Consider the following 24,349-nt stretch of genomic DNA (forward strand, 5'->3'; position numbering starts at 1 on the left):
CAAATCAGGCCGTTTTACCCTGCTGCAAAAACGCCTGGATCAGCGGCTTCAGCACCTGTTGCAACTGCGCGGCGCGTGCCTGTTGCCATGCGAATGGCGGGGTTTCGTCCATGTAATTAATCTGCGCCAGCTCCAGCTGCACTGCCTGTACACCCTGCTGTGGCTGACCATAGGCACGGGTGATATAGCCGCCCTTAAAGCGTCCGTTAATCACCCAGCTGTAATCATCCTGTGCTTCGCACACCGCCTGAATCGCTGCCGTCACCGCTGGCGTGCAGCTGCCGCCGTCATTGGTGCCGATATTCAAATCCGGTAGCTGGCCATCAAACAGACGCGGGATTACCGAAGCGATGGAATGCGCATCAAACAGCAATGCATAACCATGCTGCGCTTTCAGACGCGCCAGTTCCTGCTGAAGCTGCTGATGGTAAGGGTGCCAGATGTGATCCAGATAGCCCTGACGCTGCTCTGCCGTCGGCGTTTTATCGGGTGCGAAGGTCGGCGTGCCATCAAACAACGTTTCCGGGTACAGCCCGGTGGTGGCGGTGGTGTACAACGGCTGGTTGTCCGGCGGACGGTTGAGGTCGATAACAAAACGTGAGTAATGCCCGATCAGCACGCTGGCACCCAAATCGCGTACAAAATCATACAGTAACGGAATATGCCAGTCAGTGTCCGGCAGACCACGGGCCGCATCGCTTAATCCGGCATCGACTTCTGGTGTCAGTTGCGTTCCAGCGTGCGGAATGCTGACCAGTAACGGCAGCGTTCCCTGGGTAAAATGAAACGGTGTCATTGCGCTTCTCCACGATAGATAACCTGGCACGGCAACTCGCCGCCCAGCCAGTAAACCAGTTCCGCCGGACGTGCCAGCGGCCAGTGCACAAAATTTGCCACTTTACCCGGCTCCAGCGAGCCGTGTGTATGCTGTAAACCCAGGGCCTGTGCACCCCATAAGGTCACACCCGCCAGCGCCTCTTCCGGTGTCATGCCAAACAACGTGCAACCCATATTCAGCATCAGACGCAGCGACAGCGCCGGTGACGTGCCCGGATTGGCATCGCTGGCCAGCGCCATCGGCACACCGTACTGGCGGAACAACGCCACCGGCGGACGCTGGGTTTCGCGCAGCAGATAAAACGCCCCCGGCAGCAGGACCGCAACGGTGCCATGCTGTGCCATCGCCTGTGCATCGCTTTCGGTGGCGTATTCCAGATGGTCAGCCGACAGCGCGCCATAACTGGCCGCCAGCGCTGCGCCACCCAGCGAGGAAAGCTGCTCGGCATGCAGTTTGATCGGCATGCCCAGCGCTTTGGCTTTATCAAACACCTGGCTCACCTGCTCCGGAGAGAACGCCAGATGTTCACAGAACGCATCCACCGCATCCGCCAGACCGGCGGCATGCACCTGCGGCAGCAGACGCTCACAGATGATATCCACCCAGCCCTGCGGGTTGTCTTTAAACTCAGGCGGGAAACTATGCGCCGCCAGACAGGTTGCCACTACATCAGCAGGCACGTTTTGTGCCAGTTCGCGGATGGCACGCAGCATGGTCAGCTCGCTGGCTTCATCCAGCCCATAGCCGGATTTGATCTCTACCGTCGTCACCCCTTCCGCCAACAGACGATCCAGCCGCCAGCGTGCCGACGCCACCAGTTCCTCCTGCGTGGCCGCGCGGGTAGCGCGTACTGTGGAAAGAATGCCACCGCCCTGCGCAGCGATTTCGGCATAGCTGACACCGTTCAGACGCTGCTCAAATTCCGCGCTGCGATCGCCGCCAAAGACCAGATGGGTATGGCAATCCACCAGCCCCGGGGTGATGATGCCGCCATCGAAATGACGCTGCTCACGCGCGTGAAATTCCGGCAGTTCACTGCGTGGCCCCACCCACACCAGCTGACCCTGATCAACTGCCAGCGCGCCGTCGGCAATCAGGTTGTAACGGCCTTCGCGCATGGTCACAATATCCGCGCCCAGCCACAGGCTGTCGATCTGCTTCGCTTCTGCCATCCCCAAATCCCCTTACCTTTCGCGATTTACACTGCTCATCAAAGTATGTATATGTATATACAACTAACCGCCGCTAAGGATCAACCATGGCAACTTTTTTTGCCCCACGGGCACTGCTGGCCGATGGCTGGCATGACCAGGTGCTGATAACTATCAACTCTGCCGGGGTGATAACCGCGTTAACCCCCAACAGCGAACCTGGCGAAGCGATTCGTCTGGCAGGATCGGTGATCCCGGCGATTGCCAACCTGCATTCCCATGCGTTTCAACGTGCCATGGCCGGACTGGCCGAAGTGGCGGGTGATCCCCAGGACAGTTTCTGGACCTGGCGCGATCTGATGTACCGCATGGTGCAGCGCCTCTCACCGCAGCAGGTGGGTGATATCGCCGCAATGTTGTATATCGGGATGCTGAAAGGCGGCTATACCCAGGTGGCGGAGTTCCACTATCTGCATCATGACCCCCAGGGCAAGGCCTATCCGCACGATGACATGCTGCAACAGCTGATGGCAGCGGCGGACACCGCCGGGATCGGCCAGACGCTGCTGCCGGTGCTGTACAGTTACAGTGGCTTCGGCTCGCAACCCGCCAGTGACGGTCAGCGCCGTTTTATCCAGCAGACCGAGGCTTACCTGCAACAACAGCAGCGACTGAACCACTGGGTGGCAGACAAACCGCTGTTCAATCACGGCCTTTGCTTCCACTCGCTGCGCGCGGTGAATGAGGCACAGATGCGTGAGGTGCTGGCGACCAGCCCGGACCATTTGCCGGTGCATATTCATGTGGCCGAGCAGGAGAAAGAGGTCAACGATAGCCTGGCATGGAGCGGCGAGCGCCCGGTGGCCTGGCTGATGAATCGTTTTGATGTTGATGCCCGCTGGTGCCTGATCCACGCGACCCACCTTGATGAAGACGAAATTGCCCGTCTCGCGGCCAGTGGTGCCGTGGCCGGATTGTGTCCAACCACCGAGGCCAATCTCGGCGACGGCATCTTCCCGGCAGTGGAATATATCGCCCGTGGTGGACGCTGGGGCATCGGTTCCGACAGCCATGTCTCCCTGAGCACGCTGGAAGAGCTGCGCTGGCTGGAGTACGGCCAGCGTCTGCGTGATCGTCGTCGCAATCGCATCACCACCGCTGATCAACCCTCCGTCGGTGACCTGCTGTGGCAACAAGCAGCCCAGGGTGGCGCGCAGGCCTGTGGTATCCAGAACGGCGAACTGGCCGTGGGTAAACGCGCTGACTGGCTGGTATTGCAGGAGGATGCCTGGTTAAGCAGCGTGGACAGCGCATCGTTGCTCAATCGCTGGCTATTTGCCGGTCAGCGTGAACAAATTCGCGATGTTTACGTCGCCGGTCAGGCAGTGGTCGAGCAAGGGCAGCATCCGGCGGAAGAAGCCTGTGCGGCACGCTTCGCCGCTGCTATGAGGGCGCTGCGATGAGAACCCGTTTCGACTACGACGCTTTACCCGTCAGCCGCTGGCGTAACGGTGGCGGCGAAACCCGTGAAATCGTCAGTTATCCGCCGGGGGCGGCGGATTTCGCCTGGCGCGCCAGTATCGCCACCATCGCCGCAGACGGCCCCTTTTCCCCCTTCCCCGGTATCGACCGGGTGATCACCCTGCTGCATGGCGATAGCGTGCTGCTGCGCCACGCGCAGGGCGAACAGCAGCTGCAACCGCATCAGCCCTGGCCGTTTCCGGGCGAATGGGCGATCGATGCACAAATTGGCGACAGCGCCTGTCAGGATTTCAACATCATGACACGACGCGACAGCTGGCAGGCGCAGGTCGCGGTGCATAAACAGCCGATCGGCAGCGAGCATGGCGTCGCCTGGGTGCTGGCGGGCAGCTGGCAAACGGCGGATGGTGAGGTCTTCACGGTAAATCAGGGGATGTGGTGGCTGGATGAGGTGACGCAGCTGGCACCGCGCTCTGCCGATGCCAGCCTGTTGTTTACCACGCTTAGCCGTGTCCTCTGAAGCGGCCCAGCAACTTGTAGCGTGAGCCGGGATAGAGCAGGCGCGCATAGGTCACGATTTTGTTGTCGCTCCACGTCTGGCGACGGATCAGCAGACAGGGTTCGTGCTCATCCAGCGCCAGATGTTTACGCTGGCGCAGGTCCGGCAGCACCGCTTCGACAATATGCTCACCGGCGGTTAACGGCGCAACCCGCATCAGATAGGTGTAAGGCGTCAGCTGATGGTAATCCTGGCTAAGGTAATCCGGTGCCACCAGCGGGTTTACCAGACGATCTTCCAGCTGCACCGGCAAATCATTCTCGTAATGCACGATCAGCGAATGGAACAGCATCTGCCCGGTGGATAACCCCAGCACCGCCGCCTGCTCCGGGTCCGCCTTCATCTGCCCCAGGGAGAGGATTTTACAGCTGTGGCGATGACCACGCTGGGCGATTTCATCCGCAATGTTGTGCACTTCCAGCATCGCGGTGTAGCCCTTCATCTCAGCGACAAAGGTGCCGACACCCTGCATACGCACCAGAAAGCCTTCGCTGGTCAGTTCACGCAGCGCACGGTTGATGGTCATGCGGCTGACGCCGAGTTCATTCACCAGTTCGCTTTCCGAGGGTACACGTTGATTGGCCTTCCAGTGACCTTCACGGATCTGGCTGATAATCGCCTGTTTCACGCGCTGATAAATCGGCGCAGGCTCATCACCCATGGCCGCGGCCAGTTGTGCTATTGCCGTCTGCTCAACCATATCCTGTTCCTTTTCCTGATAGTGCCCAAAGTTTACTGTCTCAACGCGTAAATGTATATACATCCCGCTGTGCAACAGTCCCGCTTCCTGTGCAGCATTTGCCTTATTACAGTGCAATGCCAGCGGCGATCCGAAGGCCAGGAGGCTCTGCCGCGCCCTGCAAAGAATGTGATCAATCTGGCACAGTGCTTGCTACTTGTATAGACAAGAATAGACACTTATGCTTCACTCGCATTATTCATGGCATCTCCCGCAGCACTTCCACATGCCAGCATCATCCGGGATTGCCGTTTTACTTGTATAGACAGGAGTAGACTATGTCAGGTTCGGTTCAGAATATTCGCCTCGTTCCCGGTGAAGTGGACCTCGCCACACTGCGCGCGATTTACCAGGGTAGCGTCGCACTGACGCTGGCTGATGAGGCACGTGCCGCCATCGATCGTGCCAGCGCAACCGTTGATGCCATCGTCGCCTCAGGCAACGTGGTGTACGGCATCAATACCGGCTTTGGCAAACTGGCACAGACGCAGATTCCGGCTGGCCGCCTTGCCGAACTGCAACGTAACCTGGTGCTGTCGCACAGCGTCGGTCTCGGTGAGTTGCTGCCTGATAACGTCACTCGCCTGGTGGTCGCCACCAAAATCATCAGCCTGGCGCGTGGCCATTCCGGGATTCGTATTTCCCTGATCGAAGCGCTGCTGGCGCTGTTCAATGCCGGTGTGATGCCATGCATTCCTGAAAAGGGTTCAGTTGGCGCATCCGGCGACCTCGCCCCGCTGGCGCATCTTTCGCTGATGCTACTGGGTGAAGGCAATGTCCGTGTTGATGGTGCGTTGATCCCCGCCACTGAAGGCCTGGCACGCGTTGGTCTGACACCGTTTGTATTGGGTCCGAAGGAAGGCCTGGCGCTGCTGAATGGCACCCAGGTTTCCACCGCGCTGGCATTACGTGGCCTGTTCGAAGGGGAAAACCTGTTCGCTGCCGGACTGATGGCCGGTGCGCTGTCGCTGGAAGCCATCAAAGGCTCGATCAAACCCTTTGACGCCCGTATCCACCTGGCGCGCGGTCAGCAGGGGCAAATCGCGGTAGCCGCTGCGGTCAGCTCGCTGCTGGAAGGCAGTGAAATCCTCAGCTCGCACGCCAACTGTGGCCGGGTGCAGGACCCCTACTCCATCCGCTGTGTACCGCAGGTGATGGGTGCCTGTCTTGATAACCTCAGCCACGCCGCCCGCGTGTTGCAGATTGAGGCCAACGCCGCCTCGGACAACCCGCTGGTGTTTAGCGACACGGGCGACGTAATTTCCGGTGGTAATTTCCACGCCGAACCGGTGGCGTTTGCTGCCGATATCATCGCCCTGGCCGTGGCCGAAGTTGGCGCGATTTCCGAACGTCGTCTGGCACTGCTGCTGGATACCGGACTCTCGGGTCTGCCGCCTTTCCTGGTACGTGACGGAGGCGTCAACTCCGGCTTTATGATCGCGCAGGTCACCGCCGCCGCACTGGCCTCAGAAAACAAATCGCTGGCGCATCCGGGCAGCGTCGATAGCCTGCCGACGTCCGCCAACCAGGAAGACCATGTATCGATGGCGACCTACGCTGCGCGCCGTCTTGGCAGTATGTGTTTCAACACCGCCGCCGTGGTGGGAATTGAAGCCATGGCCGCTGCCCAGGGGATCGAATTCCACCGTCCTCTGCAAAGTTCCACCACTATCGAGCAGGAGATGAGCCGCATTCGCGCTCAGGTCGCCTTCCTCGATCAGGATCGTTTACTGGCACCGGATATCGACACCATGCGCCAGTGGGCCAGCAGCAATGCCTGGCCGGAAGCCCTTTCTGCGCTGCTGCCGAGCATGCGCACCACCCAATGTTGAATAAAGGAACTGATGATGAGCGAAACTCTGACCCAGGCAGTTGCCCGTGAAATCCGTGCTCCGCACGGTTCTGAACTCCACTGCGCCAACTGGTTGATTGAAGCGGCTTACCGCATGATCCAGAACAACCTCGATCCCGACGTGGCTGAACGCCCGGAAGATCTGGTGGTGTACGGTGGCATCGGTAAAGCGGCACGTAACTGGGAATGCTTCGAGCAGATTCTGCGTTCACTGCGCGCCCTGCAACCGGAAGAAACGTTACTGATCCAGTCAGGCAAACCGGTTGGTGTATTCCGTACCCATGCTGACGCGCCCCGCGTGCTGCTGGCAAACTCCAACCTGGTACCACACTGGGCCACCTGGGATCACTTCCATGAGCTGGATAAAGCGGGCCTGATGATGTACGGCCAGATGACCGCCGGTTCCTGGATATACATCGGTGCGCAGGGCATTGTGCAGGGCACCTTCGAAACCTTCGTGGAAGCCGGTCGTCAGCATTACGATAACGATCTGAGCGGACGCTGGATCCTCACCGCCGGTCTGGGCGGCATGGGCGGCGCACAACCGCTGGCAGGCGTGCTGGCCGGTGCCTGCGTGCTGGCGATTGAGTGCCAGGAGTCACGTATCGATTTCCGCCTGCGTACCCGCTATGTCGATCACAAAGCCTATACCCTCGATGAAGCGTTACAGCTGATCGACGAAGCCACCAAAGCGAAGAAAGCCATTTCTGTCGGCCTGCTGGGCAATGCAGCGGAAATTCTGCCAGAGCTGGTGAAACGCGCCAAAGCGGGCGGCATGAAGCCGGATATCGTCACTGACCAGACTTCAGCCCACGATCCGGTGAACGGTTATCTGCCGATTGGCTGGGATCTCGATCGCTGGCAGGCTGAGAAAATCAGCAATCCGAAAGCGGTAGAAAAAGCGGCGCGCGCGTCAATGGCGACCCACGTTCAGGCGATGCTCGATTTCTGCCATATGGGTATTCCGACGGTGGATTACGGCAACAACATCCGTCAGGTGGCGCTGGATGAAGGCGTAACGAATGCTTTTGATTTCCCGGGCTTTGTTCCGGCTTATATCCGCCCGCTGTTCTGCGAAGGTAAAGGTCCGTTCCGCTGGGTGGCGCTGTCAGGCGATCCGGAAGATATCTATAAAACCGATGCCAAACTGAAAGAACTGTTCCCGGAGCACAAGAACCTGCATCGCTGGCTGGATATGGCGCAGGAGCGTATTGCATTCCAGGGATTACCGGCGCGTATCTGCTGGCTGGGTCTGGGCGAGCGTCATAAAGCCGCGCTGGCGTTCAACGAAATGGTACGCAACGGCGAGCTGAAAGCCCCGATTGTGATTGGTCGTGATCATCTCGACTGTGGCTCAGTCGCCTCACCGAACCGTGAAACCGAAGCGATGAAAGATGGTTCGGATGCGGTTTCCGACTGGCCGCTGCTTAACGCCCTGCTGAACACCGCTGGCGGCGCGACCTGGGTGAGCCTGCATCATGGCGGTGGCGTGGGCATGGGCTTCTCGCAGCATGCCGGAGTGGTGATCGTCTGTGACGGCAGCGCCGAAGCGGATGTACGTCTGGCACGCGTGTTGTGGAACGATCCGGCCACCGGGGTGATGCGTCATGCCGATGCCGGTTACGAGCAGGCGCAGGCTTGTGCGAAAGAGCACGGACTGAATCTGCCGATGCTGAAATAACCTGTATGGCGGGCGTCAGGCCCGCCATTTCCCTGACCGCGATTGCGTAATTTATCGCTTAGCCAGACCCGGTAAAATTGGCGTGACTCAGGAATTGAGCTGTTGTAAATCGCCTTCGCTCAGACCGGTGAATTTCATGATGGTTTTAACATCTATGTTATCCCGCAGCATACGCTGCGCCACCTGTAATTTAGCCTCCTGAATCCCCTCCTGCCGTCCTTCCTGACGTCCTGCCTGACGTCCTTCCTGACGTCCTTCCTGACGTCCTTGCAGATGAGATTCCTGCCGCCACTGCTGTTCAATCGTCATAATCTGTTCCTTATGTACCCTTCGCCGCAGTCCGTCCTCATTGAAAACAACACGTCGGAATAAAATGCGCTGAGGTCCCGTTCAATAAAGGAGGTCGGCACCAGTTGCAACGTATCCAGATCACAGTGCTGGCGTATTGTTGACGGCAAGTGAATGTCCAGAAACTGCCTGGCGAGAGGGGGCTGGCTCATAAATTTTTTGAATAGGGCATCATGTGGCGTTGCGGTGGCGCGCATTAAGCTTACCTGCCATGGGATGAGAGTGCCCGAACGTTACCACAGAGGCTATCCATCTGATATATAAGGAAAGAAAACATCAGAAAACATTAAGAAATTCATGATATTTTGATAAAACAATCAGATTTCGCCATGCATTGCTGCCTGCAACGAAGGTCTTCACCCCCAGGAATACAATTTGTCTTACAGTGGATAAACCTCTTTATTCCATTTAGCTATACGCTATAGCCAAATTCTCCCGTTCTGCGATAGACGCCACCCCGCGCTTGCCACTACAGTGATAACTCAATTTCCTGCGGTATCGGTTTACGGAGGTACTGCTGCTGATGGAGAATTCTGCCTTATGACCCTGCCTGCCGCCCTGCTCGACAACGCCCTGCGCTGGCGTCGTCAGCTACACCAACATCCGGAACTGGGTTACCAGGAACAACGCACCAGCGAAATGGTGGCGCAGGTCCTCAGCGATGCCGGTTTGCAGGTGTTTCGCGGCCTGGCAGGTACCGGGGTGATTGGCACGCTGGAGAACGGTCCGGGGCCGGTGATTGGTCTGCGCGCCGATATGGATGCGCTGCCGATTACCGAAAAAGGCAACCCAGAGTGGAAATCCAGCCAGCCCGGCGTGATGCACGCCTGCGGACACGATGGTCACACCGCAGTGCTGCTGGCGGCTGCCTGTCAGCTGGCCGCCACGCGTCAGTTCAGCGGCACGGTGCATTTTATCTTCCAGCCCGCCGAAGAAAATCTGGGCGGCGCGCGCAAAATGGTGGAAGAAGGCCTGTTCCAGCGTTTCCCAATGGATGCGGTCTATGCCATGCATAACTGGCCCGGTTTGCCGGTCGGCTCACTGGCGGTCAATGCCGGGGCAATGATGGCCTCGCTCGATTCGTTTGAAATCACCCTCAACGGCAAAAGCTGCCATGCGGCGATGCCGGAAAGTGGTGCGGATCCGATGGTGGTGGCGGCTGAACTGATTCTGGCGCTGCAAACCATTCCGTCACGTCGCTTATCGCCTCTCGCGTCGGCGGTGGTGAGCGTCACGCAAATCCACGGCGGCGAAGCGATTAACGTCATCCCGGAGCAGATCGTGTTACGCGGCACGGTGCGCTGCCTGCAAACTGACGTGCGCGATCGGGTACGTGGGTTGATTGAGGATTTTGTCACGACGCTGCCGCGCCCGTTCGGCGTCAGCGGCGAGATTCACTGGTATCCGGGCTATCCGGTCACCGCCAATCATGCTGAACAGGCAGATCTGGTGCGCCAGGCCGCCGCCCAGTTACTGGGTGAGCAGCAGGTACACTGGCAGGTCAATCCGTCGATGGCCTCGGAAGACTTCGCCTGTATGCTGGAAGCCTGTCCGGGGGCTTATTTCTGGCTGGGTGCCGATGGTGCTACGCCTTCCGCACCGTTGCATAACGCCGGTTACGACTTCAATGATGAGCTGCTGCCGATTGGCATCACCTTCTGGCAGCAGTTAGTGGAAAGCACGCTGGCGAAAGCCTGATCCCTCAGAGCCCAGCTTGGCTGAGACGCGTTTCGGCCGCTGCCAGGCTGGCACTTTCCCCGCTCGCCACCAGGCAACAGGCCAGTTGCAGGCGCAACGCCTGCGGCACCGCACGTTCCCCTGCCAGCACTGCACGAATCCAGCCTGCTGTGTCACTGGCGCTTTTTGACACAGGAAGCTCGACTTCACACTCGGGCTGGCGATCAATCCACACCTCCGCCTCACCACCTGCGCCCTGAATATAGTTAATCGCCGGGCAGCGCTGCGGACTGGCGTACACCTCGCCCTCAGTGCCGTTAAGCAAAATCGCCGGGGCATCAATATCCTGAAAGAATTTACCCACCCGCGCGACGTATTCGGGATGAGAGACGCTGGCAAGGCGCAGCGCCGCACGTTCGGCAAAGGGTGTCGCCAGTTTTGCCAACGTGTGGGCGCTATTCCGCACCCCCATACGCCAGCGCAGCGACAGCTGTTTCGCCATCGGCGGGCACAAATGATCGATGGTGATAAACGCCAGGCCGCCGCTGTCTAGCGCGGCCTGCGCCTGCTGCGCGTTGGTGACAGGTTGGATACCCAGCGCCGCCAGCACTTCTTCGCTGGTGACGCGCGTCGGGTCGTCACTGACGCCGTGCATCAGCACCGGAAAACCGAGTTTTACCAGCAACAGTGCCAGCAGCGGTGTCAGGTTGCCCTGACGGCGTGCGCCGTTGTAGCTGGGGATTACCATCGGCATCGGACGCCCGACCGGGGGTTGCAAACGCATCATTTGCTGCTGCATCGCCTGATAGAAGCCGAGCATCTCCGCTTCCCCTTCCCCTTTGATGCGCAACGCAATCAGCACACCACCCAGTTCCAGGTCCGGCACGTCACCCGCCAGTATGGCGCTGTACAGCGCCACGGCGGTGTCGAAATCGATATCACGCGCGTGATTTTTACCACGCCCGATCTCTTTGATGATTTTATTCAGTTCCATCAGGAGTTTCCGCTTCCAGTGTGCGCCGCATCTCGGCGGCCAAAGAGGTGTTCTGCTGTTGCTGCAAACCGTCTGCCACCTGCTGGCGATCCGTCAGGCTGCGGTTTTGATTGAGTTTCCACTTACCTTCGCGTTGGGTCACGCGAATCTCGATACCCACAATAGCTTTGATCATGCTGTCGATATACGGCGCTGGCGCATCGTTGACCGCCCACGGCTGCGGCATACCCTGCTCCTGCTGTGCGGTCAGTCGCCCGACCTGTTCCCGCAGCCAGTCAGCATTATCCTGGCGCGTCAGCACGCCACGGCAGTGCAGCGTCAGGTAGTTCCAGGTCGGCACCGCTTTGCCGCTGCGCGCTTTTTCTTCATACCAGGCCGGGGTGATGTAACCCTGCTCCCCCTGGAATACCACCAGCACAGGAGCGTCCTGTTCCAGCGCCTTCAGGTGGGGATTAGCCCGCGACAGATGCCCCTGCAACACCCATTCGCCCTGCGCATCAACCTGCAATAAAAACGGTAACGGGGTGGCGAGCGGGCCGGCTTCGCCATTGGAAATCAGCAATCCCAGCGGATGACGCAACACCAGCTGACGTTGCGCTTCGGCATCCGGCTGGTTAAACGCCCGGGGCGTGTACAACATGCTCAACTCCTTCTGCTGGCACGCCGTTTGCGCGGCGTGGCCGGTTTAGTAGTGGCCTCGGGCATTGGCGGTTGCTCAATCGGGAACACCGGTAATGCCGCCAGCAGGCGGCTGCCATACGGCTTGCTGATTAAGCGTCGATCATAAATGACAATCTCACCGAAGCATTGATGGCTGCGAATCAGACGCCCTACCTGCTGGATCAGGGTAAAGGAGGCACTGGGTAAACTTTGCACTTCAAATGGGTAGCGTCTGAGGCTCTTCAGCCACTCCCCTTCAGTCAAAATTACCGGACTGTCCACCGGGGGAAAAGCAATTTTGTGGATATGCACCTGCGACAGCAAATCCCCTTTCAAATCCAGCCCTTCGGCAAAGGATTGCAGCCCCACCAGGATGCTGGTTTTACCCTGTTCGACGCGCTGACGATGCAGCTCCACCAGCCGGTAACGCGGCTGATCCCCCTGCACCAGCATCGACAAACGCAGGTCGGTGACATGGGTGAGAAACTGCTGCATGGCACGCCCACTGGCAAACAGCACCAGCACACCTTTGTGTTTTTCCTGCGCCATTTGCGCGCGGAAGAAACATGCCATCTCGGCGATATGCTCCGTCTCACTGTTCATTAGCGGTTCATAACGCATCTGCGGGATCACCAGCTTGCCCTGATCGACATGCTGGAACGGCGAGTCGAGCGCCACGAAGCGGTCGCCGGCTTTTTCATTCAGCCCCGACATCTCCTGCAAGCGGTTAAAGCTGTTGAGCGAACGCAGCGTAGCGGACGTCACCACCACATGGGGGACTTTGCGCCACAGCAATTTTTCCAGCTGATCGCTGACGCGAATGCCCGCGCAGTGAAACAGCAAATGTGCCTGACCATCGCGCAGCTCGCGCGTTATCCATTTGGATACCGGGGCGTTGGAGGCTTTTTCCAGCGCTGCCAGCCGCCATAATTTACTGATGGATTCGAACCAGCCAAAGTGGCGATTAAGCTGCAAAATCGCTTTATGCAGCCGCATGATATCGGCCTTGCCGGTCTGATCGCCAAGCTCATTCAGCAAGCCTTCCGCCAGGCCTCGCAGCGCGTCGCTGAGTTTGAACAGCCGCGCACACATCGTCAGCAATTCTTCCGGCAGCTCCCCCAAAACAAAGCGGAATTCGCCCGGCAGGTTTTCGGCAGGCAGCAGCGGATTGAGTGCATCGCACAGTATCTGCAACAGTTCACGCATCTCGTCGCAGTGGCCTTTCAGCCGTTCGGGATTGGTGAGCGGAGGCGGTGATTTCGGACGGAACTGTGCCATGATGGTTTCCACCAGCCGCACAAACAGATCGAGTTGCAGACTGCTCCAGCCAGGGGTGATCTCGGCACTCATCTCCAGTGCGTCGCGCGCCACTTCTGGCAGATGATGGCCTTCATCCAGCACCAGCATCAGGTGTTTGGCGGGCGGTAGCACCGATTCGTTCTCCATCGCCGCCATCACCAGCGCATGGTTAGCCACCACCACATCCGCCTGTTCAATCTCGCGCCGCGCCACAAAGAACGGGCATTCACGGTACCAGCGGCAGTGATGCCCCAGGCAATTGGCTTTGTCGGTGGAAAGGCGCTGCCACAGGCTGTCATTGATGGCGACATCGGTGTGGTCGCGCAGCCCATCCCACTGGTAGCGGCTGAGCTGCTTTTCCAGCCCGGCGCATAATTTCTGTTCCTCTTTGGAACCGGTCACCGCCTCATCATCGAGATACAGCAGCAGATCGCCCTGCTGATCTTCGCTCGCCGCCAGTGCCGCGAGGTTGCGCGGGCAAACATAGCGTCCGCGCCCAAAGGCAGCGGTAAAGGTGAGGTCGGGAATGATTTTCTTCAGCAACGGCAGGTCCTTGCTGAAGATTTGATCCTGTAACGCCACGTTGGCGGTACTGATCACCAGCCGCTTCTCTTCCGCGCGGCTGACGGCAATGCCGGGGATCAGATACGACAGGGTTTTCCCCACGCCGGTGGGGGCTTCGATCGCCAGATGGCGGCCTTCATCACCGGCAAGGCTTTTCGCCACTTCGGCGATCATCTGCCGTTGCGGCGCGCGTGGGATAAAGTCAGGAACCTGCTGTTGCAGCGCCTTATACCATTGCGCAATCTGGCTTTTTATCGCTGCTGTCAGGGCCATTATCGTTACTGTTTCCGGGAAAATGGACTGTATTTTTACACAGTATCGCCACAGCGTCAGCTTTCGCTGCTATTTTTTCGCGCTGGATTCAGGATTTCGCGCATCGCACGGATCAGCGTTTCACGGGCGCGTCCCCGCCGGAAGGCAAAGGAAAACGGCGCGCGGAACTGAAAATGTTGCGGCAACAGACGACACAGCACCCCCTGCTGTTCCCAGCTGCGCGCGTAATGTTCTGGCAGATATCCAATAAAGCGTCCGCTGAGGATCAACGTCAACTGCGCTTCGATACTCTCCACCGAGGCGTTGCTCTGGCGAAAGCCCCGTTTGTTGAGCTCCTGCTGATTCCAGTAGCCGCGGGTGACCATCCCGGTTTGCTGCACGGTGCGCATATCAGGCGCACCGTGCGCCAGCGGGTGCTGCGGGCTGCAATACAGCCAATGCTGCTCCTCATACAGCGGGATAGTGACCAGATTGCTGGCGCGCAGCGGAAAGTGTCCAATCGCCAGGTCGAGTCGATCCTCCAGCAGTTGCTGCTGTAATTCGTTCGGGTCGCGCACGCTGAGGTTAAAAAACACCGCCGGAAAACGCTGATTAAAACGCGCAATGGCGGCAGGCAAATCCAGCGTGCCGTCGGTGACGGTCGCGTCCACCACCCCCAGCGAGAAGGTGCCGCCCTGTGCGCTTTTCAGCGTCTCCACCTGTTCCTGCCAGCCCGCCAGCGTCGCCAACATCTGCTGACTGTAGCGATAAAACTGTTCCCCTTTGCTGGTGAGGCTAAACCCGCCGCGCCCACGCTGGCACAGGATAAACCCGAGCTGGGTTTCCAGCTCACTCATATAGGCGCTGATGGCGGGTGTGGTCATGTTCAGCGCCTGCTGGGCGCGTGAATAGCCCTGATTTTCCACCACGCTAGCAAACACCTGTAGCAGTTTGAGATTGGGTAAAGGTTGCACCGTTTTCCTTCAGAGATTGCTGGCTAAAGTTAAGTAATCTCTGAAGTGATTATCTGCTGTCAAGGATTTTTCCCGCAGGCGAGGCGGGTAATGATATCAGTCTGTTCAGTTTAAGGAGCCGGTAATGACCCAATTTCCCCAACCGCAGGGCGGCAATGAGATGCCGCGTTTCGCCGGACGTGGCACCATGATGCGTTTACCGGCTGCCGAGTCCCCCGCCGATCTGGATGTTGCCTTTGTCGGCATCCCGCTGGATATCGGCACTTCGCAGCGCAGCGGCACCCGTTACGGACCACGAGCGATTCGCGCCGATTCAGTGATGATTCGCCCCTACAACATGGCGACCGGTGCCGCACCGTTCGATTCCCTGCGCGTGGGCGATCTTGGTGATGTGCCGATCAACACTTACAGCCTGTTGAAATCGGTAGATATTATCGAGGATTACTACAGCGAGCTGAATCGCTGGCCGCTGATCCCGCTGACCCTCGGTGGCGATCATACCCTGACGCTGCCGATTTTGCGGGCGCTGGCGAAGAAACATGGCCCGATGGGGTTGATCCATGTCGATGCCCATACCGATACCAACGACGACATGTTTGGCGAGAAGATCGCGCATGGCACCACCTTCCGCCGTGCAGTGGAAGAAGGTTTGCTGGATTGTCAGCGCGTGGTACAGGTAGGACAGCGCGCGCAGGGGTACGCCGCCGATGACTTTCAGTGGGGCGTCGATCAGGGTTTCCATCTGATCCCCGCCGAGCAGTGCTGGCACCGATCGCTGACGCCGTTAATGGCCGAGGTGCGCCAGCGTATCGGCAGCGGGCCGGTCTATCTTTCCTACGATATCGACAGCTTCGATCCCGCCTGGGCACCTGGCACCGGCACCCCGGAAGTGGGTGGCCTGACCTCCATGCAGGGGCTGGAGATCGTGCGCGGCTGTCGTGGCTTAAATCTGGTGGGAGGCGATTTGGTGGAAGTGTCGCCGCCCTATGATCACAGTGGCATGACCTCACAGCTGGCGGCCAATATCCTTTATGAGATGCTGTGCGTGTTGCCTGGCGTCCGTTATACAGAGAAGAAGCAATGACACAAATGAATCTGGTGTTTCCGGCGCGCGTACTGCGTGGCGCGGGCGTAATCAATCAACTGGGTGAGGTATGCGCCAGTCTTGGTAAACGCGCGTTGTTGATCGGTGGTCATCAGGCGCTGCATGCGGTAGAAAGCCAGGTCCGCGCCCAATTGCTGGCGGCCGAAGTGACGCTGCTGGCGCAGGAGTGGTTTGGTGGAGAGACCTCAATCAACCATATCAACCGGCTGGCAACGCTGGCGACCGAGTTGCAGGCGGATGTGATTATCGGGGTTGGCGGTGGTAAATCGCTGGATACCTGCAAAGCGGTTGCCGCACAGCTGGGCCTGCCTATCGTCACCATTCCAACTATCGCCGCCACCTGTTCAGCGGTGACGCCGCTGAGTATCCGTTACGACGATAATGGCAACTTCTTTGACATTTACCCGCTGCCGCAGGCTCCGGCAGCAGTGGTGATCGACAGTGCCCTGCTGGCTAAAGCGCCGCCGCGCTGGCTGGCTGCCGGGCTGGGCGATACCCTGGCGAAATGGTATGAGTTCCGCGCCGTCAGCACGCGTCACCCGGCACGGGAAGGCAATGCCCTGTCGTCTCTGGCGCACAGCAAGATTTGTTATGACGTGATTGCTGAACATGGCCCGTCTGCCTATGCCGCCGTGCTGCGCAGCGAGAGCAGCGCCTCACTGGATCAGGTGCTGGATGCGATTTTCACCTGGGCGGGGTTAACCTCACTGATGAGCAACGGTGCGCATGCCGCAGCCTCCCATGCCATCTATGAAGGTTTTACCTTCTGCGATAAAACCCGCGAGTTTGGCCATGGTCTGCTGGTTGGCTTTGGTAACCTGTGTCTGCTGGCGCTGGAGCATCGCAGTGATGAAGAAGTGCTGGAAGAGATGCGTCTGGCACACGATTGCGGCGTACCGCTGCGGTTGTCAGAAATTGCCGAACTGGATACAGCCGAACTGGCGCTGATTGTGCGCGAATCGGTTCATGCGCCGGATATGGAGAATATGGCAGAGGCGGTTACCGAAGCACGTTTACTGGCGGCAATCGCACGGGTTGAGGCGCTGGCCGGGCGGGTATAAAAAAAGGTCGCCATCAATGGCGACCCTACAACTTATGACGAGCGGGTCGCTAATAACGCCGTCATCTCACTCACATCAATGATCTCATCCAGCCCCAGACACAACGTCTCCAGCAGTACCACCTGTTCAGGCGGCAGCACACGCACGGCCAGGCTGCGGTACTTCGTGACCAGTGCTTCCAGGCTCAGCGGATTGGCAGGTGCACCGGACGGCACTGGCACATGTTGCTGCCATTGCGCCCCCTGCACCGTCTCCAGCCGTACCCAGGGTTCGGCATCCCGGCTCTGTTCAGGATCGATCACCAGTTCGATGCGCGCCATCAGCGCTTCGGCATCCGGATGCAGGCGTTTCGCATCATCATAACTGTCCAGATCCGCTGCGCCATACAGCGCCCGTGCAGTCAGCGCATAAGGCAAACTCATCTGCGCGGCAGCGAGGCTGGCAACGTCACGGGTACCACACATTTCCAGCAGGAATGGATTCAGTCCCACCACAATGCGGGCGATATCCGCCGTCACCACCGCCTGCTGTTGCAGCATGATGCCCAGTGCATCAATCGCCGCGTGAGTACCACGGCAGGCAGCATAAGGTTTAATCGAACAGCGAGCCAGTTTCCACACCACGCCAAGATCGGCGACCAGCGCCTCTGGCTGCTGCGTCTCAGCCGCCAGGGTTTGCAGGAAACCACCCCAGCGCGCTTCAAATACCGCCGAAGGACCGCTGATACCGCGTTGCGCCAGCAATGCCGCCTGCACGCCGCCTTCTGCCGCACGCGCCGCATGCAGTTTCTTGGTGTGGGAACCGTCGTGAATAAAGCCCCACAACCCGCCGCTGAAACTGGCCGCGATACCCAGCGCCGACGCACACTGCGCCGGGCTAAGTTGCAACAACGCGCACACCGCTGCCGCCGCGCCGAATACTCCGCAGCTGGCTGTCGAGTGCCAGCCCGCGCCGTTATGTGCTGAATAGCCGCCACAGGCTTCCAGCACGCGGCGGCCAATGTCATAGCCGATAACCATTGCGGTGAGTAGCGCTTTGCCACTCACCGGCGTTGCTGCCAGCGGTAGCACCGCCAGCAGCGCCGGGATCACCACCGCACCGGAGTGATCGCAACCGCCGGTATCATCCAGCTCATACATATGCGCCGCGACACCGTTGAGCCACGCCGCCTGACGCGCATTGACCTGCCCGGCACTGCCCCACACCTGCGCCTGAGCGTATCCGCCCTCTTCTTTTACCAGTGCCAGACACTCACGCCAGATCGGGCTGTCGCTGCCGGCCAGTGCCGCACCGAGCGTATCCAGAAAGTGACGTCTGGCCTGATCCACGAGCGCCTCCGGCAGTTGCTCGAAGCGGGTATCGGCGATAAAACTCGCCAGCTGATTAAGCATTGATCTCTCCGGTAACACGGGTGAACACCTCCGCCGGATGATCCGGCCCATTGTCCGGCTGGCTTTGCCAGTGCGCGGCCACCTGTTGCGCGGTGGCGATCCAGACGTTGTGTTGTTGTAGCGTCTCCAGCAGCGTTCGCAGCAAGCCGATACGTCCGGCGGTGCCGATGATTTCCGGGTGCAGCCGCAGCAGGTAGCACAGGCCAAAACGATGAAAACCGTGGAAATCCTGCGTCAGGTTGGCCAGGGTTTCAGCATAAGGGGCGATACGGGATTGCCCCGGCGGAATGGCCGGGCTGAGGTTAAAGGCAAAATAAGGTTCATCTTCCAGCGTGTAGTGCATCGGCAGTTCCACCAGCCGGGTGCCGGGGTGGAAATACGGCAGATCGTCACCGCGCCAGCTCGATGACCAGCGGATGCCCAGTTCGATCAACGCCTGTGCCAGCCCGGGTTTCCATTGCCCCGCCGGGGTGCGAAAGCCGGTAACCGGCTGGCCGGTTACCTGTGCCAGTTTGTCGCAGCCGCGCGTAACGCTGGCGATCTGCTGTTCCAGCGTCAGGCTGGAGAAATCTTCATGGCGATCGCCGCTACAGGCAATTTCATGGCCGTCGGCGACCATACGTTGCACCAGCTCCGGCTGCTCTTCCGCCACTATCGCCGGTAAGCACCAGCTGGCTTTCAGCTGTTTTTCCGCCAGCAGATTCAGCAGACGATCGACCCCGCGCAGCGTGCCATAGCGCCACACCGACAGGGTTTTATCCCGTCCGGCCACCGCCGGTGCCTGGGTGAGAATGCCGTGAATATCGTTAAAATCGATGGTGAGGATCGCCGCCGACTGGAATCCCAGCGGCCAGCGGGAAGATTCAGTCATGTTGCTGCTCCTGCAAATACCACTGCGCCACCGCATCACAGCGCGCAAACCACACATCATCACGCGCCGTCATATGTTCAAACAGCTGCTCCAGCAGCAGCAGACGTCCCGGCTGGCCGGAGATTTTTGGATGGAACAAGGTGGTCAGGCAAAGCCCCTCATCCATCGCTCCATCAAATTCCCGCTGCCAGTTATCACGCGTATGGGCATAGCTGCTGATGCGATCGCCACCTTTCGGGAAGTCAGGCTGGCGCGTATAGGCCAGCGAAGCGTAATCATCCATCTCCCATTTGCCCGGGATCTCCACCAGCGGCGTGTGCCCTGCCACCGCAATGCTGTAGGGACGATCGTCGCCACGCATACTGCTGGAGTAAATCACTCCGGCTTCACGCAGGATCTGCGGGGTTTCCGCATGCCAGTCGCCTGATGGCGTGCGGAAGCCACAGGCGGTGATGCCGAGATATTGTTTAAAAATCGCGGCCGATTGCGCCATCACCGCCCGTTGCTCCTCGGGGGAAATCGCCCAGAAGGATTCGTGGCGGTAGCCGTGATAGGCCACTTCATGGCCCTGCTCAACAATCGCCTGACACTGCTGCGGCCACTGCTCCACCACCCATGCGGGAACAAAAAAGGTGGCGGGCAGTTGAAACGCCCGCAGCATATCGAGCAAACGCCCGAGCGCACGGTACGGACCGTAAGCGCCAAAAGTAAAATACTCTGGCGTGGACCACAGGCTGCCATTCAACATGGCATCACCGGTGGGACCGTCAAGGTCAAATGCCAGCGCCATACAGCCGCGCTTCCCCTGCGGCCAGCGCACTGCGCCCGGTTGTTGCATTGAAGGCCTCCTGTTAGCCCTGGTTCACCGTGGCCTGTGCCACGCCATTGTCGTTCAGACCCCATTTGCTGAGGATCTTCTGGTAGCTGCCATCGGCGATCATCGCATCCAGCGCAGCCTGTACCGCTTTGGTCAGATCCCCGGCATCTTTGCCGATCGCCATGCCGGTGTACTGGAAGGAGAAGGCTTTATCGAGTGGCTTAAAGGTGCCTTTTTCCAGGTTCATGATGTACGGCAGGGTTTCGCTGCCCTGCACCGCGCCATCCAGACGACGCTGACGCAGCTGGGTACGCGCATCCGCCGTCCCTTCTGCACCCACCACGATGATGGCAGGCTTACCAGCGGCTTCGCAGTGCACCTTGCTCCAGTTGGCGATCTCCTGCGGAAAGGTAGTTCGACGGCTGGTCCCGACGCGTTTGCCGCACAGATCCATTGCGCTGTTGATGTCGCTACGCGCGGATAAGGTGTAGAACTGTGGGCCGGTTTTGAAGTAATCGATAAAGTTGACCACTTTCTGGCGTTCTTTGGTGTCGGTCATGCCGGACATCACCATATCAACACGTTTGGTGACGACCGCATTGACCATCTGTTCAAAGGCAATTTCCTGCCAGTTGATCTTCACGCCCAGCTTCTGCCCAATCGCCATACCGAGGTCGTAATCGACGCCGGTCAGCTGGTTGCTGGCCGGATCTTTGAAGTCCATTGGCGGGTAGTTCGGCATAATCGCCACGGTCAAACCTTTCTCTTTAATTGCCGCTGGTACGGCGATGTCGGCAGCCCAGGCCGTCGATTGCAGCAACAGCGCGGCGCTGATGGCGCTCAGTAACAACTTTTTCATTTATTTCACCCCGGTAGTTAAAGAAGAATCGCGTTGATAAAGTTTTTCATCCGTGGGTTTTGCGGGTTCAGCAGAATGTCTTCTGGCGCGCCCTGCTCGATAATGCGTCCCTCATCCATAAACACCACCTGGTTCGCCACCTCACGGGCAAAGCCCATCTCATGAGTGACCACCAGCATGGTGGTGCCTTCTTTTGCCAGTTGACGCATCACCGCCAGCACTTCACCGACCATTTCCGGGTCGAGCGCCGAGGTGGGCTCATCAAACAGCATTAATTTCGGTTTCATCGCCAGCGCACGGGCAATCGCCACGCGCTGCTGCTGACCACCGGATAACGACTGCGGATAGTCATGGGCCTTGTGTGCCAGACCAACCCGATCCAGCAGCGCCATGGCTTCTTCGCTGGCTTCACGCTTCGGACGCAGCAGCACCCGGCATGGCCCTTCGATAATGTTTTCCAACGCGGTTTTATGCGGGAACAGGTTGAAGCGCTGGAACACCATGCCGGTTTGCAGGCGCTGACGGGCAATCTGCTTGTCGCTCAGCGGATAGAGTTTGTTGCCATTGATGCGGTACCCTGCCAGTTCGTTATCGACCCAGATACCGCCCTGATCGACCTTCTCCAGCTGGTTAATGCAACGCAAAAAAGTGCTTTTACCGGAGCCGGATGGGCCGAGGATGCACATCACCTCGCCGTAATTCACTTCGAGGCTGACATCCTTCAGCGCGTGGAACTGGTCGAAATATTTGTTCACCTTGACGGCGCGCACGATGTTTCTCATCTCGGACTCTCTTAGTGATGACGGCGGTGGCCGCGTGAGAAGTAGCGTTCCAGCTGGCTCTGGCCGAACGACAGCACCGTCACCACGATCAGGTACCAGATACCCGCCACGAACAGCAGCTCCATGACGCGCGCATTGGCGAAGTAGATGTTCTGGGTGTTGTAGAGCAGTTCGGAGTACTGAATCATGCTCGCCAGACTGGTGGTTTTGATCATGCTGATAAATTCATTGCCGACCGGCGGCAGGATGACGCGCATCGCCTGCGGCAGGATGATGCGTTGCAGCGCCTGCAAGCGCGGCATGCCGATGGCTTTCGCCGCTTCATACTGGCCGGTGTCCACCGACAGCAATCCGGCGCGCACCACTTCGGAGGTGTAAGCCCCCTGGTTGATACTCAGACCCAGTAATGCCGCGAGGAACGGTGTCATAACCGTGACGGTCTGCACGCTAAACACACCCGGTATGCTGATGGTGGGAAAGACCAGCGCGAGGTTAAACCACAGCAGCAGTTGCAGAATCAGCGGCGTGCCACGGAAGATCCAGGCGTAACCGACCGCGATGTAATGCAGCACCGGGTTGGGCGACATATACATGATGGCGGTGATCACCCCGAACAGGATGCCAAAGCCCATCGCCAGCACGGACATGATCAGAGTGTTTACCACCCCGTCGAGAATCGCTTTGGCGGTAAAGAACTGACCAACAAATGACCATTCAATATTGCCGTGAGCGAACGCATTCACCAACAACGCCATCAGGATCAGGATCACCACCGAAGCGGTGATGCGGCCGTAATAACGGCGCGGCACCACCTGGTAGCGATCCAGATCGTAATGTGGCTGGCTACTGCTGTTGTTAAGTGCAGTCGGTGTCGATTGCGACATAAGCATCTCCTCAGGCACGCGGGCCAGCGTAATCATCAGCCCACTGCTGCTGGGCCTGCATCAGGGTTTGCAGACGCGCCAGCTGCTCTCGCACGCGTTCTGGGGCCGTACCGCCGTAACCGTTACGTACCGCCAGCGCCGACTCCAGCGTTAACGCGCCGCGTACTTCGGCGGTGAGACGGCTATCCACCGCCTGAAGTTGTGCGTCGCTGAGGTCCGACAGGCCACAACCTTCGTGCTCGCACAGCTGTACCAGCTGGCCGGTGATTTCGTGGGCTTCACGGAACGGTACGCCGCGCATCGCCAGCCAGTCGGCCACTTCAGTCGCCAGCGTAAAGCCATCCGGTGCCTGCTCGCGCATCACGTCGGTATTGAATTTCAGTGTTGCCATCATGCCCGCCATCGCTGGCAGCACCAGCAGCAGGGTATCAACCGCATCAATCACGTTGCGTTTGTCATCGCTCAGATCACGGTTGTAGGAAAGCGGCATGGCTTTCATGGTGGTGAGCAGCGCCATCAGGTTACCGACCAGACGACCGGAACGACCACGCGTCAGCTCGGCAATATCCGGGTTCTTTTTCTGCGGCATGATCGAGCTGCCGGTGGCGTAGCTGTCGTGCAGCTCCACCCAGCGGAACTGGCGCGAGGCCCACATGCACACTTCTTCGCACAGGCGCGACAGGTTGATGCCAATCATGCTGGTGACAAACAGGAATTCCGCGGCGTAGTCACGGCTGGCAACGGCATCAATCGAGTTCTCGCACGGTGCGAGGTAGGCCAGGTCCACCGCCGCCAGTTCCGGCTGCCGCGCAATCGCCGAACCGGCCATTGCGGCAGCGCCAAGCGGGCAGCGTGCGCTGCGACGATCCCAGTCCTGCATACGTTCGATATCGCGGGCGAAGGATTGCGCATGGGCCAGCAACTGATGACCAAACACAATTGGCTGCGCCTGTTGCAGATGGGTAAAGCCCGGTGCCACACTTTCGGTGTGCTGCGCTGCCTGCTCAACCAGCGCCTGTTGCAAACCCAGCAGCGCGGTCACCACCTTACGCCCGTTGTCGCGCAGATAGAGGCGCAAATCGTTGACGGTCTGATCGTTACGTGAACGACCGGCACGCAGCTTGCCACCCAGCGGCCCCAGGCGCTCCGTCAGCGCACGTTCGATAAAGGTATGCACATCTTCGTCAGCGGCGATGGGATGCAGCTGACCGGCGCGGAAGTCAGCATCCAGTTGATCAATCGCGGCCAGCATGATGCTCAGTTCTGCGTCGCTCAGCAGGCCACCACGCATCAGTTCGCGAGCATGGGCGCGGCAGCCCGCCAAATCGTAAGGAGCCAGGGCAAAGTAGTAATCCGGGCTACGAGACAGCGCAGTTAAACTGGCGGCAGGCGCCGCTTTAAAACGCGCACCCCATAACAGTTCGGCTTTATCAGACATGCAATTTCCCCTTACAGATAATCAATAGCGAGATGAATGGCGTGCCAGCGATAATAAAAACTTATTTTATT

23 protein-coding genes are annotated in these 24,349 nt (G+C 59.0%); 7 read left to right on the forward strand and 16 right to left on the reverse strand.

Annotation, left to right across the window (positions count from 1 at the left end):
* Positions 1–4: 4 nt before the first annotated feature.
* Together hutG and hutI are read right to left on the reverse strand one after the other, a co-directional pair.
* Entirely contained in the window at positions 5–796 is a 792-nt protein-coding gene (hutG, locus tag RCF31_RS06625) for an N-formylglutamate deformylase (protein ID WP_416412882.1), read from the reverse strand.
* Complete coding sequence (hutI, locus tag RCF31_RS06630) at positions 793–2,010, reverse strand: imidazolonepropionase (RefSeq protein ID WP_416412883.1); 1,218 nt, start codon at positions 2,008–2,010, stop codon at positions 793–795. Before hutI ends, hutG begins: the two co-directional genes overlap by 4 nt.
* 86 nt (positions 2,011–2,096) lie before the next feature.
* On the opposite strand from hutI, the gene RCF31_RS06635 reads away from it, so the two are divergent.
* Positions 2,097–3,452: a formimidoylglutamate deiminase gene (locus tag RCF31_RS06635; RefSeq protein WP_416412884.1), complete on the forward strand. Its 1,356-nt coding sequence runs from the start codon at positions 2,097–2,099 to the stop codon at positions 3,450–3,452.
* Positions 3,449–3,991, forward strand: a complete 543-nt coding sequence (locus RCF31_RS06640) for a HutD family protein (RefSeq protein ID WP_416412885.1) — start codon at positions 3,449–3,451, stop codon at positions 3,989–3,991. Before RCF31_RS06635 ends, RCF31_RS06640 begins: the two co-directional genes overlap by 4 nt.
* Here the strand turns inward: RCF31_RS06640 and hutC are convergent.
* On the reverse strand, positions 3,975–4,730 hold the full coding sequence (gene hutC, locus RCF31_RS06645; protein WP_208714432.1) for a histidine utilization repressor: 756 nt from the start codon (positions 4,728–4,730) through the stop codon (positions 3,975–3,977). The genes RCF31_RS06640 and hutC overlap by 17 nt on opposite strands.
* Before the next feature lie 317 nt (positions 4,731–5,047).
* Here hutC and hutH point away from each other — a divergent pair, with 317 nt between their 5' ends.
* A complete protein-coding gene (gene hutH / locus RCF31_RS06650; protein WP_416412886.1) occupies positions 5,048–6,601 on the forward strand; it encodes a histidine ammonia-lyase in 1,554 nt (517 codons plus the stop codon).
* Positions 6,602–6,616: 15 nt separating this feature from the next.
* Positions 6,617–8,302, forward strand: a complete 1,686-nt coding sequence (gene hutU / locus RCF31_RS06655) for a urocanate hydratase (protein ID WP_416413226.1) — start codon at positions 6,617–6,619, stop codon at positions 8,300–8,302.
* Between the two features lie 87 nt (positions 8,303–8,389).
* Here the strand turns inward: hutU and RCF31_RS06660 are convergent, their stop codons facing one another.
* Together RCF31_RS06660 and RCF31_RS06665 are read right to left on the reverse strand one after the other, a co-directional pair.
* Entirely contained in the window at positions 8,390–8,611 is a 222-nt protein-coding gene (locus RCF31_RS06660) for a hypothetical protein (RefSeq protein ID WP_416412887.1), read from the reverse strand.
* Positions 8,608–8,847: an Rpn family recombination-promoting nuclease/putative transposase gene (locus RCF31_RS06665; protein WP_416412888.1), complete on the reverse strand. Its 240-nt coding sequence runs from the start codon at positions 8,845–8,847 to the stop codon at positions 8,608–8,610. The genes RCF31_RS06660 and RCF31_RS06665 overlap by 4 nt, the downstream gene beginning before the upstream one ends.
* Before the next feature lie 343 nt (positions 8,848–9,190).
* Between RCF31_RS06665 and RCF31_RS06670 the strand changes: the two genes are divergently transcribed.
* On the forward strand, positions 9,191–10,348 hold the full coding sequence (locus RCF31_RS06670) for a M20 aminoacylase family protein (protein ID WP_416412889.1): 1,158 nt from the start codon (positions 9,191–9,193) through the stop codon (positions 10,346–10,348).
* Positions 10,349–10,352: 4 nt separating this feature from the next.
* Here RCF31_RS06670 and ybiB read toward each other — a convergent pair whose 3' ends face one another.
* Genes ybiB through RCF31_RS06690 form a run of 4 tightly spaced genes read right to left on the reverse strand, consistent with a single transcriptional unit; the run spans position 10,353 to position 15,070 of the window.
* Positions 10,353–11,321, reverse strand: a complete 969-nt coding sequence (ybiB, locus tag RCF31_RS06675) for a DNA-binding protein YbiB (RefSeq protein ID WP_416412890.1) — start codon at positions 11,319–11,321, stop codon at positions 10,353–10,355.
* Positions 11,308–11,961, reverse strand: a complete 654-nt coding sequence (locus RCF31_RS06680; RefSeq protein WP_416412891.1) for an FMN-binding negative transcriptional regulator — start codon at positions 11,959–11,961, stop codon at positions 11,308–11,310. Before RCF31_RS06680 ends, ybiB begins: the two co-directional genes overlap by 14 nt.
* 2 nt (positions 11,962–11,963) lie before the next feature.
* The gene (gene dinG, locus RCF31_RS06685) at positions 11,964–14,117 is read right to left on the reverse strand and encodes an ATP-dependent DNA helicase DinG (protein WP_416412892.1); all 2,154 of its coding nucleotides are present in this window, start codon (positions 14,115–14,117) and stop codon (positions 11,964–11,966) included.
* 56 nt (positions 14,118–14,173) lie between these two features.
* Entirely contained in the window at positions 14,174–15,070 is an 897-nt protein-coding gene (locus tag RCF31_RS06690; protein WP_416412893.1) for a LysR family transcriptional regulator, read from the reverse strand.
* A gap of 124 nt (positions 15,071–15,194) precedes the next feature.
* On the opposite strand from RCF31_RS06690, the gene speB reads away from it, so the two are divergent.
* Together speB and RCF31_RS06700 are read left to right on the forward strand one after the other, a co-directional pair.
* Entirely contained in the window at positions 15,195–16,154 is a 960-nt protein-coding gene (gene speB, locus RCF31_RS06695) for an agmatinase (RefSeq protein ID WP_299446595.1), read from the forward strand.
* Complete coding sequence (locus RCF31_RS06700; RefSeq protein WP_416412894.1) at positions 16,151–17,236, forward strand: iron-containing alcohol dehydrogenase family protein; 1,086 nt, start codon at positions 16,151–16,153, stop codon at positions 17,234–17,236. Before speB ends, RCF31_RS06700 begins: the two co-directional genes overlap by 4 nt.
* Positions 17,237–17,268: 32 nt before the next feature.
* Here RCF31_RS06700 and RCF31_RS06705 read toward each other — a convergent pair whose 3' ends face one another.
* The 7 genes from RCF31_RS06705 to argH are packed head-to-tail and all read right to left on the reverse strand — an operon-like array spanning position 17,269 to position 24,278.
* Positions 17,269–18,627 (reverse strand): MmgE/PrpD family protein, encoded by a 1,359-nt coding sequence (locus tag RCF31_RS06705; RefSeq protein WP_416412895.1) that lies wholly within the window; start codon positions 18,625–18,627, stop codon positions 17,269–17,271.
* The gene (locus RCF31_RS06710; protein WP_084873611.1) at positions 18,620–19,498 is read right to left on the reverse strand and encodes a polysaccharide deacetylase family protein; all 879 of its coding nucleotides are present in this window, start codon (positions 19,496–19,498) and stop codon (positions 18,620–18,622) included. Before RCF31_RS06710 ends, RCF31_RS06705 begins: the two co-directional genes overlap by 8 nt.
* Complete coding sequence (locus RCF31_RS06715; protein ID WP_313685925.1) at positions 19,491–20,336, reverse strand: polysaccharide deacetylase; 846 nt, start codon at positions 20,334–20,336, stop codon at positions 19,491–19,493. Before RCF31_RS06715 ends, RCF31_RS06710 begins: the two co-directional genes overlap by 8 nt.
* A gap of 13 nt (positions 20,337–20,349) precedes the next feature.
* Positions 20,350–21,174 (reverse strand): ABC transporter substrate-binding protein, encoded by an 825-nt coding sequence (locus tag RCF31_RS06720; RefSeq protein WP_416412896.1) that lies wholly within the window; start codon positions 21,172–21,174, stop codon positions 20,350–20,352.
* Positions 21,175–21,191: 17 nt separating this feature from the next.
* A complete protein-coding gene (locus tag RCF31_RS06725; protein WP_013508406.1) occupies positions 21,192–21,956 on the reverse strand; it encodes an amino acid ABC transporter ATP-binding protein in 765 nt (254 codons plus the stop codon).
* Between the two features lie 11 nt (positions 21,957–21,967).
* The gene (locus RCF31_RS06730; protein WP_416412897.1) at positions 21,968–22,840 is read right to left on the reverse strand and encodes an amino acid ABC transporter permease; all 873 of its coding nucleotides are present in this window, start codon (positions 22,838–22,840) and stop codon (positions 21,968–21,970) included.
* 10 nt (positions 22,841–22,850) lie between these two features.
* Positions 22,851–24,278 carry an argininosuccinate lyase gene (gene argH / locus RCF31_RS06735; protein WP_416412898.1) on the reverse strand — a complete coding sequence of 476 codons (1,428 nt, stop codon included), beginning with the start codon at positions 24,276–24,278 and terminating at the stop codon, positions 22,851–22,853.
* Positions 24,279–24,349: the final 71 nt, after the last annotated feature.

The organism is Pantoea sp. App145 (assembly GCF_047947045.1).
Taxonomy (GTDB): Bacteria; Pseudomonadota; Gammaproteobacteria; order Enterobacterales; family Enterobacteriaceae; genus Pantoea.